Source organism: Pseudokineococcus marinus (assembly GCF_013004605.1).
In the GTDB taxonomy this organism is placed as follows: Bacteria; Actinomycetota; Actinomycetes; order Actinomycetales; family Quadrisphaeraceae; genus Pseudokineococcus; species Pseudokineococcus marinus.
Map to the genome: position 1 here is coordinate 1 of NZ_JABEMA010000088.1, position 11486 is coordinate 11486.

15 protein-coding genes are annotated in these 11486 nt (G+C 78.0%); 6 read left to right on the plus strand and 9 right to left on the minus strand.

Annotated features, from left to right (window positions below; all coding sequences use genetic code 11):
- A partial coding sequence (locus HLB09_RS07780) for a glycoside hydrolase family 26 protein (RefSeq protein ID WP_171202823.1) occupies nt 1–746 on the plus strand: 746 nt, incomplete at its 5' end.
- A gap of 14 nt (nt 747–760) precedes the next feature.
- On the opposite strand, the gene HLB09_RS19290 is transcribed toward HLB09_RS07780, so the two are convergent.
- The 6 genes from HLB09_RS19290 to HLB09_RS07810 all read right to left on the minus strand — a co-directional run bounded on the left by HLB09_RS19290 (nt 761) and on the right by HLB09_RS07810 (nt 4837).
- Entirely contained in the window at nt 761–2083 is a 1323-nt protein-coding gene (locus HLB09_RS19290; protein ID WP_171202824.1) for a nucleotide disphospho-sugar-binding domain-containing protein, read from the minus strand.
- Nucleotides 2080–2475: a YchJ family protein gene (locus HLB09_RS18430; RefSeq protein WP_322790072.1), complete on the minus strand. Its 396-nt coding sequence runs from the start codon at nt 2473–2475 to the stop codon at nt 2080–2082. The genes HLB09_RS19290 and HLB09_RS18430 overlap by 4 nt, the downstream gene beginning before the upstream one ends.
- Before the next feature lie 47 nt (nt 2476–2522).
- On the minus strand, nt 2523–3560 hold the full coding sequence (locus HLB09_RS07795; protein WP_171202825.1) for an LCP family protein: 1038 nt from the start codon (nt 3558–3560) through the stop codon (nt 2523–2525).
- Between the two features lie 144 nt (nt 3561–3704).
- The gene (locus HLB09_RS07800; RefSeq protein ID WP_171202826.1) at nt 3705–3971 is read right to left on the minus strand and encodes a DUF2277 domain-containing protein; all 267 of its coding nucleotides are present in this window, start codon (nt 3969–3971) and stop codon (nt 3705–3707) included.
- Nucleotides 3972–4147: 176 nt separating this feature from the next.
- Nucleotides 4148–4447 (minus strand): hypothetical protein, encoded by a 300-nt coding sequence (locus HLB09_RS07805; RefSeq protein WP_171202827.1) that lies wholly within the window; start codon nt 4445–4447, stop codon nt 4148–4150.
- A 93-nt stretch (nt 4448–4540) separates the two neighbouring features.
- Nucleotides 4541–4837 (minus strand): ArsR/SmtB family transcription factor, encoded by a 297-nt coding sequence (locus HLB09_RS07810; RefSeq protein ID WP_322790073.1) that lies wholly within the window; start codon nt 4835–4837, stop codon nt 4541–4543.
- 117 nt (nt 4838–4954) lie between these two features.
- Between HLB09_RS07810 and HLB09_RS07815 the strand changes: the two genes are divergently transcribed.
- Both HLB09_RS07815 and mgrA read left to right on the plus strand, forming a co-directional pair.
- The gene (locus tag HLB09_RS07815; RefSeq protein ID WP_171202829.1) at nt 4955–5488 is read left to right on the plus strand and encodes a DUF1440 domain-containing protein; all 534 of its coding nucleotides are present in this window, start codon (nt 4955–4957) and stop codon (nt 5486–5488) included.
- 148 nt (nt 5489–5636) lie between these two features.
- Nucleotides 5637–6692, plus strand: coding sequence for an L-glyceraldehyde 3-phosphate reductase (gene mgrA, locus HLB09_RS07820; RefSeq protein ID WP_322790074.1), 1056 nt, complete (start codon nt 5637–5639; stop codon nt 6690–6692).
- Nucleotides 6693–6719: 27 nt separating this feature from the next.
- On the opposite strand, the gene HLB09_RS07825 is transcribed toward mgrA, so the two are convergent.
- From HLB09_RS07825 to HLB09_RS19890, 3 genes are all read right to left on the minus strand, one after another.
- Nucleotides 6720–7037 (minus strand): hypothetical protein, encoded by a 318-nt coding sequence (locus tag HLB09_RS07825; protein ID WP_171202830.1) that lies wholly within the window; start codon nt 7035–7037, stop codon nt 6720–6722.
- A 34-nt stretch (nt 7038–7071) separates the two neighbouring features.
- Nucleotides 7072–8049 carry a 1-phosphofructokinase family hexose kinase gene (locus tag HLB09_RS07830; RefSeq protein ID WP_171202831.1) on the minus strand — a complete coding sequence of 326 codons (978 nt, stop codon included), beginning with the start codon at nt 8047–8049 and terminating at the stop codon, nt 7072–7074.
- Nucleotides 8050–8147: 98 nt separating this feature from the next.
- Nucleotides 8148–8522 (minus strand): DNA polymerase ligase N-terminal domain-containing protein, encoded by a 375-nt coding sequence (locus tag HLB09_RS19890; protein WP_212770734.1) that lies wholly within the window; start codon nt 8520–8522, stop codon nt 8148–8150.
- A gap of 202 nt (nt 8523–8724) precedes the next feature.
- On the opposite strand from HLB09_RS19890, the gene HLB09_RS07840 reads away from it, so the two are divergent.
- The 3 genes from HLB09_RS07840 to HLB09_RS07850 are packed head-to-tail and all read left to right on the plus strand — an operon-like array spanning nt 8725 to nt 11441.
- On the plus strand, nt 8725–9246 hold the full coding sequence (locus HLB09_RS07840) for a DUF2243 domain-containing protein (RefSeq protein WP_171202833.1): 522 nt from the start codon (nt 8725–8727) through the stop codon (nt 9244–9246).
- Between the two features lie 3 nt (nt 9247–9249).
- The gene (locus tag HLB09_RS07845) at nt 9250–10158 is read left to right on the plus strand and encodes a cytochrome c oxidase assembly protein (protein WP_171202834.1); all 909 of its coding nucleotides are present in this window, start codon (nt 9250–9252) and stop codon (nt 10156–10158) included.
- A 14-nt stretch (nt 10159–10172) separates the two neighbouring features.
- On the plus strand, nt 10173–11441 hold the full coding sequence (locus tag HLB09_RS07850) for a cation:proton antiporter domain-containing protein (protein WP_171202835.1): 1269 nt from the start codon (nt 10173–10175) through the stop codon (nt 11439–11441).
- Nucleotides 11442–11486 lie beyond the last annotated feature (45 nt).

Sequence of the window (11486 nt, forward strand, 5' to 3'; positions counted from 1 at the left end):
CCCGGGCCGACGCCGCTGCGGCCCGCGGCGCCGTGCCGATGCTCACGTGGGAGCCGTGGGACCCGGCCGGCGGGGCGGCGCAGCCGGCCTACGCGCCGGCCGCCGTCGCCCGCGGCGACCACGACGCCTACGTGCGCGCCTTCGCCCGGCAGGTGCGGGCGTGGGGCGGCGTCCTCGCCCTGCGCCCCTTCCACGAGCAGGACGCCGACCACTACCCGTGGGGCGTGGGGGTCGGCGGCACGACGGCCGAGGACCTCGTCGCCGCCTGGCGGCACGTCCGCGCCCTGTTCGCCGAGGAGGGCGCGGACGTCGTGTGGGTGTGGTCGGTCAACGTCCACGCGCCGGGCGGCGCCGCCTACGCCCCCCTGTACCCGGGCGACGACGCCGTCGACTGGGTCGGCCTCGACGGCTACAACGCCGGCGACGCGCTGCCCTGGGGCGGGTGGCGCAGCCCCGAGGAGCTGCTCGGGCCGAGCCTGGACGACCTCGAGGAGCTCACGGACCGGCCCGTCCTGCTCACCGAGGTCGCCAGCGCGGAGCAGGGCGGCGACAAGGCGGCGTGGGTCGGCGACCTGCTCGACCTCGCCTCCGACCGCGGGCTCGCCGGCGTCGTGTGGTTCGACCTCGACAAGGAGGCCGACTGGCGCCTGGCGAGCCCGCCCGAGGCCGCCCGCGCGCTGGGCGCGGCGGTGGCCGACGTCGGGACGGCGCCGCTGCCGGTGCCGGAGCGCCTCGGGGAGCGCTGAGCCGGGCGCGCGGCTCAGCGCCCGACGAGCTCCTCGAGCAGGTCCGCGCACAGCACCGGCGCGTCGAGCCCCGCGTACTCCGCCGCGAGGCGACCGGCCGCCGCGCGGTACCGCGGCTCGTGGAGCACGGCGTCGACACCGCGGCGCACCCGTTCCGGGGTCGGGCGCTGCACGCGGAGGTCGACGCCGGCGCCGGACCAGGCGACCCGGGCGGCGACCTCGGGCTTCTCCTCCGTGCGACCCGCGACGACGAGGGGCACGCCCGCGGCGAGCGCCGTCTGCACCCCGCCGTAGCCGCCGTTGGTGACCACGGCGTCGGCCAGCGGCAGCAGCTCGCCGAAGGGGAGGAAGCCGCCGACGCGCACGTCCGCCGCCACCTCTCCCCCGGACGGCTGCCCCCCGGGGAGGGCGCCGGCCGGCAGCGTCGGCGCGTCACGCCGTCCGGTCGCGACGACGACGAGGTGCCCGGCGCCGCTGAGCCCGCGGACCGCGGGCAGCAGCAGGTCCTCGGGGTCGGTGGCGACCGTGCCCTGCGTGACGACGACCACGTGACGGCGGTCGGCCCGCGCCCGGAGCACGTCGTCCCACCACGACGGCCGGGGCGCGTCCCCGAGCGGCGGGGCGAGGTGCCCGACGAAGCGCACGGACGCCGGCATGGCCCGCCGCGGGTACTCCAGCGACGGGACGCCGGACTGCAGGTGGAGGAAGGGCGAGACCGGCCCGACGGCCTGGGCCGGCGAGTCCGCCGGCAGGCCGAGCGCGGCGCGCTCCTCGCGCAGGGCGACGACGGCGGGGCGCAGCAGCGTGCGCCAGACCGCCTCCTGCAGCAGGCGGTTGCGGGCGCGGCCCAGCCGGCCGAGCGCGGGTGGCAGGCCGAGCCCGTAGGGGGCCGTGTCGTCGTCGCGCAGCAGCAGGGGCGAGACCCCGAAGACGGCGAAGGGCGGCCCCCCGCGCTCGTGCACGGCCCGCGCGGACTCCACGAGCCCGACGTCGACGAGCACCACGTCGGCGGGCGCGGCGGCGAGCTCGGCCTCGAGGTCGGCGACCCAGCCGGGCATCGAGCGCAGGAAGAGGTGCTCGAAGTCCTGCGCGAGGCGCCGCGGGCCGGGCGGGCGCCGGCCCGGCAGCGCCTCGAGCCAGGCGGTGTCGGCGTAGTCGTGGGCGGACCGCAGCGGCACGTGCCGCGCGCCCGTCGCGCCGACCGCGCCGGCGAGGTGGGCGCCCGTGAGCCAGCGGACGTCGTGCCCCCGGGCGGCGAGCTCCGCGGCGACGGGGAGGGCAGGCGACGCGTGCCCCGCCATCGGGATGGTCGCCAGCAGCACCCGGACGGCGCTCACCGCCCCGCCTCGCCGACGTAGAGCCAGCGGCCCCCCTCGCGGACGAAGGCGCTGCGCTCGCGCTGCACGTGCCGGCGCCCGCCGGCCCGGGCGACGGCCTCGAAGGCCACCACGCCCTCGTCGTCGAAGGGGCCGCCGCGCTCGACCTCCGTGACGGCGAGGTGGAGCCAGCGGACGTCGTCGTCGAGGTCGAGGTGCTCCGGAACGGTGCTCGGGTGCCAGGTGCGGCGCAGGTGCGCGGCGTCGCCGACGGCGAAGGCGCTGTACCGCGAGCGCATGAGCGCCTCGGCGGTCGGCGCCTCCCGCTCGCGGCGGTGCAGCGGGCGGCAGCACGCGGCGTAGGGCTCGCCCCGCCCGCACGGGCAGGGCGCTGCGCCGTCGAGGACCTCCACGCGAGAAGTGTCCCCCGCGCGTGACCGGCCGGCAGGCGACGGCGGGGTCAGAGGAGCTCGCGGAGCCGCTCGGCGTCCCCGTCGCGGAACGCGGCCCAGACGGCGTCGGCCGCCGGGCGGTCGACGTAGAGGACGGACTGGCCGCCCTCGGTGCCGTCGCCGGCGACCGGCACGGTGCCCGCCACGACGGCGTCGGGCCGGGTGCCGCCCAGGGCCCGGGCGATGGCCTCGAGGTCGCCGAAGGACGTCCCGGAGTCCACGGCGACGTGCTCGCGCACCGCGGTGAGCACGCGGGCGGCACGTCGGGGGTCGGAGAGGGTCTGCTGGGACAGGACGTCGTCGAACATGGCGAGCAGGTAGCGCTGCTGGTTGGCGACCCGGTCGAGGTCGCCGCGCGGCAGGCTCTCCCGCTCGCGCAGGAAGGCGAGGGCCTCTGCGCCGTCGAGCGTGTTCTCCCCGGCCAGCACGTCGACGCCGCGAGAGGTGAAGGCGTACGGCGACTCGACCGTCACCCCGCCGACGGCGTCGGTGAGGGCCACGACGCCGTCGAAGTCGATGGCGGCGAAGCGGCCGACGCGCACGCCCGTCTCCTGGCGCAGCGTGTCGACGAGGAGGTCGGGACCGCCCCAGGAGTAGGCGGCGTTGAGCTTGGCCGGGCCCCGGCCCGGCACGTCGACCCACAGGTCGCGGGGCAGGGAGACGACCAGGACGTCGCCGTCCGGCGTGGTGCGGCCGAGCATCATGACGTCGCTGCGCTGGGCGCCCTCGACCCAGTCGCCGTCACCGGGGCGCTGCGCCTCGCCGCGGGCGTCGGAGCCGACGAGCAGGAAGGCCCGGCCGTCGGCGAGGCTCGCCGCGGCGTCGTCCCCGCCGTCGCCGGACGACGCCGTGCTCCCGCTCCCGCTCTCCTCCGCCGGCGCGGCCGTGGGCTCGTCCAGCGCCACGTCGACGCCGCTGATGCCGCCGCGCGCGACCGAGCTCAGGGCGTCGCGGCCCGCGGTGGCGGCGAGGCCTCCGGCGCCGAGCACGAGCAGGGCGGCGGCGCCGAGCGCGACGGCGGCGCGGCGGCGGGGGTGGGACGGCACGGGCTACCTCCGGGAGGGGGCCGCGCTCACCGGGCGCCGGCTCGGGCGCCCGCGCGCGGGGACCCTCGAGGGTAGGCGCCCGCACCGGGGCAGGAGGGCGCGTCCGGCGTCGTCACGCCCCCGGGTCAGCCCGGGAGCCGCCGGTCACCCGAAGCGGGCGAGGTTCCTCTGCCGCGCCTTCTCGGCCTCGACCTCGCGGTCGCGCGGAGGCGCGCTCGTCACGAGCTCCTCGAGCAGGCGCGCGGTCGCCGCCTCCACCTCGGCGACGGCACGGGCGAAGGCGTCCTCGTTGGCGCGCGAGGGCCTCGTCGTCCCCGCGATCTTGCGCACGTACTGCAGCGCGGCCTCGTGCACCTCACCCGCCGTCGCGGGCGGCGCGAGGTTCTGCAGCGGGCGGATGTTGCGGCACACGGCCCCTCCCTCCACCGAGCCGGCGACGGGCCGCTCGGGTGGCGCCAGGCTCCGCCGCGGAGGGCGGGGGGTCAAGACCCGCGGTGGCCGCTCCGGACCGTTCGAGGAGAGAGCCGTCCACGAGCGTGACCGTGCACGGTCACGCTCGTGGACGTCTTCACCTGCCGGCGACGGGCTCAGTGCTCGTCGTAGTGCCCGTCGTGGGCCGCGTGGCGGTGGGCGCCGTGCACGTAGTCCACGTGGTCGCCGTGCTCGACGGTCTCGTGGCCGCAGCCCTCGCCGTGCGCGTGGTCGTGGGCGCCGTCGACGACGTGCGCCTCGACCGGGTGCTCGTCGTAGTGGCCGTCGTGCCCGCTGTGGGCGTGGCCGTCGTGCAGGTAGTCGACGTGGTCCTCGTGCGGGACGACGGCGTGGCCGCAGTCGGGCGCGTGGACGTGGTCGTGGTCGACGTGGGTCTCGTGCGTCGCGGTGGTCATGGGTCCTCCTGGGTCGCTGCTGGGGTGCTCTGGTTCCTGGGTGGTCCGGGTGCCTGGTGGCCCGGGTCCCGAGCGGTGCGGGCGCTCCCGGCCTCAGCCGGCGTCCGCCTCGCGCTCGTGCTCCAGGGCGTCGGTGACCACGTGCGCCACGTGCTCGTCGACGACCTCGTAGGTGACGGTGCGCCCGTCGCGGCGGCCGCGGACCAGCCGCGCCTGCCGCAGCACCCGCAGGTGCTGGGACACCAGCGGCTGCGGCACGCCGAGGTCCTCGGCGAGCTCGCCCACCGACGCCGGCGCCTGCGCCAGGCGCTGCACGAGCGCCAGGCGCCGGGGGGAGGCCAGCGTCGCGAACAGCTCGGCCGTCCGCTCGTAGACCTCGTCCCCGACCACGCGGACGACCATACGTGCGCACGTGCGCATATGTCGAGCCAGGCATCCGTCCGGCGTCAGGCCCGGGTGGTCGGGGCGCGGTGGCGGGCGCGAGCGGTCCGGGCGAGGCTCGAGCCCATGGCCGACCTGCTGCGCACCCTCGCCCTCGGCGTCGTCGCCGGCGGCGCCGCCACGTACGCCAAGACCCGCGCCGAGGGGGCCCTGCAGCCGCTGGCGGAGCGGGTGCTCCCGCCGTCGCCCGCCGCCGAGCGCCGCTCGGGAGCCGACCCCGCCGACCACCCCGACCGGATGCCGCCCGCCGAGCTCGTCGACGCCGCCCTGCGCCGCACGGTCGGCCAGGGCGCGGGCGAGCAGGAGCGGACGCAGGGCTCGCAGGCCCTCCACTGGGGCATGGGCCTCGGCGCCGGCCTGCTCTACACCGCCCTCTCGCAGCGCTACCCGGCGGCGCGGGCCGGGCTCGGGGCGGTCTTCGGGCTCGTGCTGTACGGCGCCACGCACGCGACGACGCTGCCCGCCGCGGGCCTCCAGGCGCCGCTGCGCGACCTGCCCCGCGCCGCGCTCGTCTGGGAGCCCGGCTCGCACGTCGTCTACGGCGTCGTCCTCGAGTCGGTGCTGCGCCTCGCGGGGCGCGACGAGCACACCGAGGGTTGAGGGCAGGTCCACGGCGGCAGCGGTGGACGCCCGACGCGCGTGACGGCGTCCTGCGTCCACCGCTGGCGGCGCGGCGCTCGCCGCGGCGCGTCGTCGGCGGCCCGCCCTAGGGTCGGGCGACCGCTGCTCCCGCCGAGAGGACGACGACGTGCCCCGCCTGACCGACCCCTCCCACCACCACCGCGCCGCCGACGACCGCTACGACGCGATGACCTACCGGCGGACGGGGCGCAGCGGCCTCGACCTGCCGCTGCTGTCCCTCGGCCTGTGGCACAACTTCGGCGACGACGTCCCGCTGGAGCGCCAGCGCGCCGTCCTGCGCCGCGCCTTCGACCTGGGCGTCACGCACTTCGACCTCGCCAACAACTACGGCCCGCCGTACGGCAGCGCCGAGGCCAACTTCGGGCGGATCTTCGCCGAGGACCTCGCGCCCTACCGCGACGAGCTCGTCATCTCGAGCAAGGCCGGCTACGACATGTGGCCCGGCCCCTACGGCCAGGGCGGGGGCGGCCGCAAGTACGTCCTCGCCAGCCTCGACCAGTCCCTCGAGCGCATGGGCCTGGATCACGTCGACATCTTCTACAGCCACCGCTTCGACCCCACGACCCCGCTCGAGGAGACGATGGGGGCGCTCGACACGGCCGTCCGCTCCGGCCGGGCGCTCTACGCCGGCATCTCGTCCTACAGCCCCGAGGACACCCGCCGGGCGGCCGCGATCCTCGCCGACCTCGGCACGCCGCTGCTCATCCACCAGCCCTCGTACTCGATGCTCAACCGCTGGGTCGAGACCGAGGGGCTGCTCGACGCCCTCGCCGACGTGGGCGCCGGGTGCATCGCCTTCTCGCCGCTGGCCCAGGGGATGCTCACGAGCAAGTACCTCGACGGCGTCCCGGCCGGCTCCCGGGCGTCGCAGGGCAAGTCCCTCTCGCCCGACCTGCTCAGCGACGAGGCGCTCCGGCACGTGCGCGCCCTCGACGGCATGGCGCAGGAGCGCGGGCAGACGCTGGCGCAGATGGCGCTCGCCTGGGCGCTGCGCGACGAGCGCATGACGTCGCTCGTCATCGGCGCCAGCAGCGTCGAGCAGCTCGAGCAGAACGTCGCCGCGCTGGAGAGCACGTCCTTCTCCGACGACGAGCTCGAGCGCATCGACCAGCACGCCGTCGAGGCGGGCATCGACCTCTGGAAGGGCTCGCGCCGGGGCTGAGCCGGACGCCGGTCGCCCACGGCGCGGTCAACCGCGCTCCACCTCCGCGAACCACTCGGCGTAGGGCGTCGTGCGGGCCAGGTGCCGGGTCAGGTCGGGGGCGCCGTCGTCCCACCAGACCGGGCCCCGCTCTCCCAGGGCGCGCTTCGCGGCGTCCACGCGCGCCCGGGCGGCCTCGCGCGCGGCGTCGTCCCCGGCGCGCAGCGCCGCGCCCTTCGCCCGGCGGGCCGACATCAGCTCCTGCGTCAGCGCGGCGCGCCGCTCCGGGGAGAGGCGGGGGTCGGAGCACCGCCACAGGCGGCCGCGCACCACCAGGTAGCGCCCGTCCGGCGTGGTCAGCGGCACCGCCGCACGCTACGCCGCGACCGGCCGACCGGTGTCAGCCGAGCGCCTCGACCCCGACCCGCTCGGCGAAGGCCTCGACGGCGGCCCGGTCCCCCGTGCCGTGCCCCTGGCGGGCGACGCTCACGACGCCCGCGGCCGTCGCGGTGCGGACGGCGTCGAGCAGGTCGGCGCCCTGCGCCAGGCGTGCGGCGACGGCGCCGCACAGGGCGTCGCCCGACCCGCGCGTCTGCGCCGGCGTCACGTCCGGCGCCCGCAGCCGGTGGGCGTCGCCGTCCTCGGTGACGAGGAGGCCCGGCTCGCTCGAGCACGTGACCACGACGGACCGTGCCCCGCGGCCCTGCAGCTCGCGGGCCGCCGCGCGCAGCGCGTCGACGTCGTCCGGCGCCACGTCGTCGCCGGGCAGCTCGTCGTGGGCGACCTTGAGCACGTCGACGCCGCCGGCGAGCGCGGCGTCCAGCTGCGCGCCGGAGAGGTCGGCGACGACGACCAACCCCTGGGCCCGGAGGTCGCGGGCGAGGCGCTCGTACACGTCCGCCGGCAGGAGGTCGGGGGGCTGGCTGCCCGCCAGCACGACGACGTCGCCGGAGAGCGCCGAGGTGAGCACCGCCGTCACGAGGTCGTCGACCTCGTGACGGGTGAGGACGCTCGGGGCGTCGGCGACGCGGTCACCGGACTCGGCGTCCGTCTCGTCGCGCTCGCCGCGGTGGTCGAGGACGACGGTCGTCGTGTCCGCGCCGATGCCGACGACGGACAGGCGGAGCCCCTCCGCCTCGAGCAGCGCCCGCAGCGCGACGCCGGACTCGCCGCCGAGCGGCAGGCACAGCTCGACGTCGGCGCCGAGGGTGCGCGCCATCCGGCCGACCCAGGCGCCCTGGCCGCCCGTGTGCAAGTGGATCTCCGTGGTGCCGTCCGGCGCGGGCTCGACGAGCACGCGCAGCTCGGGCGAGGGGGCGAGGACGGTGACGCGGCCGGTGCCCCGGCCTGCCGTGCGATCGGTCGTGCGGGCGGCCACGGGGCTCCTCGGGGACGGGCGGGGCGACGGGTCGGGGTGGGACGAGCCGCTCGATCGTGCCGGGCGCGAGGTCCGTCGGCGAGCCGGGCCGCGCTCGCTCATCCGCCCGGGGAGGGCGCCGCGGGCTGCTCCGTCGTCAGCAGGAGGAGCCAGTCGCGCGGCGTCCGGACGAGCGCGTAGCGGCGCGCCCCGGAGCGGCCGTGGAGGGTGAGCACGAGGCGCCGCTCGTCGCGGCTGTGCTCCTCCCACCAGCCGGTGTCGGCGACCGACTTCTCCTCGTCCTCGTAGCCGAGGTGGTCGAGGTCGTGGTCGGGCACGGCGACGGCCAGGCGCCGCTCCCCCGCCCGCTGCGGCAGCCCGCGCGGCAGCGCCCACGAGCGCAGGACGCCGGCCTCCTCGAGCCGCAGGTCCAGGTGGTGCGTCGGGCGCCGGTGGTCGTGCAGCACGAAGGCGGGCCGGGCGGGGTCGTCCACGGCAGGAGTGTGTCGCGGGCGGGACGAGCGCGACGCGACCGACGGAGGCGGGCGACGGCGCCCGACGGACCACACCGTCCGTCGGTCTCGCACGCGACGTCGCCCGTCGTCGACGCGCGGCACCGCTCGTCCGCCCGCCGTGGTCGGATGCCCGGCACGGCGCCCGAGCCCGCGGCGCCCCGCCCCCGACCGGGGAGATCCCATGACCACCGCTCACGACGCCGGGGCACCGCCCGCCCGCCGCTCGCGCCGGGACGGCCCCGCCGACCCGGGGCGCCGCACCGTCCTCGCCGGCGTCCTGCTCGGCGCGGGCGCCGCGGCGTCGCTCGTCGACCTCCTCGTCTTCCACCTGGCCCTGCAGTGGCACCACTTCTACGACCGCTCGACGCCCGCCGTGTCCATCACCTCGGACGCCCTCCTCCACGCCGCCGCGTGGACGGCGTCGGTGTGGGGCGTCTTCCTCCTGCTCGACGTCCGCCGCCGCGGGCCCGTGCCCTGGCGGCGGTGGACCGGCGCGGTGCTCGCGGGCGTCGGCGGGTTCCAGCTCTTCGACGGCGTCGTGGACCACAAGCTGCTGCGCCTCCACCAGGTGCGCTACGACGTCACGGCGCTGTGGGTCTACGACGCGGCGTGGATCGGCTCGGCGGTGCTCGTCCTCCTCGCCGGTCTCGTCGTCCTGCGCCGGACGCGCCCCGCCCGGACGCCCGGCCGCCGGGCGGGCTGAGGCGTGGGCGACCACCACGGCGCCGTCCCGGCGGGCGCGCTCGACGTCGCGGGCGCGGGCTGGGCGGCCGTCGAGCTCGGCGCCCTCGCCGTCGTGCTCCTCGTGTGGGCGCTCCACGGCGCGGGACGGCGCTGGGTCCGAGGCCGGGCCCCCTGGCCCGCGGCGCGGACGGCGCTCTTCGCCGGCGGGCTCCTCTGCGTCGCGGCCGCCCTCGTCGGCCCCCTGGCGCGGGCCGCGCACGGCAGCTTCACCGCGCACATGGGCGCGCACCTGCTGCTCGGGATGCTCGGCCCGCTGCTGCTCGCCCTCGGGGCGCCGGTGACCCTGGCGCTGCGCGCCCTGCCGGTGCGCCGGGCCCGGGCGCTGACGCGACTGCTGCGGACGCCTCCGGTGCGGGTCCTCGCCCACCCCGCGGTCGCCGCGCTGCTGGCCGGCGGCGGGGCGTGGGTGCTGTACACGACGGCCCTCTTCCCGGCGATGCACGCCTCGCCGTGGGTGCACGCCGCCGTGCACGCGCACGTGCTGGCCTCCGGGTACCTCCTCGCGGCGTCCCTGGTCGGCGTCGACCCCGACCCGCACCGGGCGCCGGTCGCCGTGCGCGCGGGCGTCCTCGTCGTCTACGTCGCCGCGCACGCGCTCCTGGCGAAGCACCTCTACGCCGTCCCGCCGCCGGGCGTCGACGCCCGCGACGCCGAGGTCGGCGCCCAGCTCATGGCCCACGGCGGTGACGTCGTCGACCTGGCGCTGGCCGTCCTCGTGGCGCTCGGCTGGTACCGGGCGACCGCGCCGCGGGGCCGCGCCGCCCGGCGCCGGCGCACGGTGGCGGGGCGGGTCCCGACGTGCCCGACGGCCGCGCCCCTGCGAGCGTCGACGCCGCCCCGGGCCGCTGGCCCGGGAGCCCGGCCGACGTGAGCGGAGGAGCTGCCGTGGAGTCCGACGTCCTCGTCATCGCGCTGGCGGTGCTGGCCTTCTCGCTGCTGGCGGGTCGTCTCAGCGGCTCGGTCGTGACGATGCCCATGGTCTTCACGGCCCTCGGGCTGCTGCTCGGGCCGGGGGTCCTCGGCGTCCTCGACCTCCAGGTCGACGACGAGCTCGTCAGCGTCCTCGCCGAGGTGACGCTCGTCGTCGTCCTGTTCACCGACGCCTCGCGCATGGACCTGCGCACGGTCGTGCGGCACCACGGTCCGGCGCTGCGGCTGCTCGGCCTGGGGCTGCCGCTCGCGATCGCCGCGGGCGTCGGCGTGGGCGTCCTGCTGCTGCCCGACCTGCCCGTGGCCGCGGTGGCGCTGCTGGCCGTGGCCCTCGCCCCCACGGACGCCGCCCTCGGCCAGTCCTTCGTCAGCGACGTCGTCCCGCCGCGCGTGCGGCAGACCCTCAACGTCGAGAGCGGCCTCAACGACGGCCTGGCGGTGCCCTTCCTCACCGTGGCGCTCGACCTCGCCGCCCGCGACGCCGGCTCGGTCGGCGGGTACGTCGTCCTCCTGCTGCAGCTGGTCGGCCTCGGCGTGGGGGTCGGGGCGCTCGTCGGCTGGCTCGGCGGGCGCCTGCTCGAGTGGAGCGCCGGGCGCGACTGGGCGACGGAGACCACGCAGCGCCTCGCCACGATCGCCCTCGCCGCGCTGGCCTACGGCGGCGCGGAGCTGCTCGGCGGCAACGGCTTCGTCGCCGCCTTCGCCGCGGGCCTCGTCGTCGGCACGAGCGCCCGCTCGCTCCTCCCGCGCACGACGGAGTTCGCCGAGGCCGAGGGCCAGCTGCTCACGCAGATCACGTTCCTGCTCTTCGGGGCCGTCGTCGTCGCCGACGTCCTCGGGCAGCTCGACTGGCGGGTGCTGCTCTACGCCGTCCTCAGCCTCGTGCTCGTGCGGCCGGTCGCCGTGCTGCTCTCGCTCCTCGGCAGCGGGCTGCGGCCGCGGACCGTCGGCTTCGTCGCCTGGGCGGGCCCGCGGGGTCTGGCCTCGATCGTCTACGCCGTGATCGTCGCGGACGCCGGCGTCCCGGGCGGCGACGAGGTCTTCGTCGTCGCCGCGACGGCGATCCTGCTGTCCATCTTCCTGCACGGGCTGAGCGCGGCCCCGCTGAGCGCCCGCTACGGCGCCTCGATGCGGGGCGTGGGCGTCGGTGCCGTCGAGCACCGGACGGAGGGGCACCTGCCGCTGAGGCTCCCGGCGCGGCGGCGAGGCGACAGCTCGGCCTGAGCGGCCGGCCCCGACGGAGCTGTGCGCCCAGGTCGCGGTCTCCCG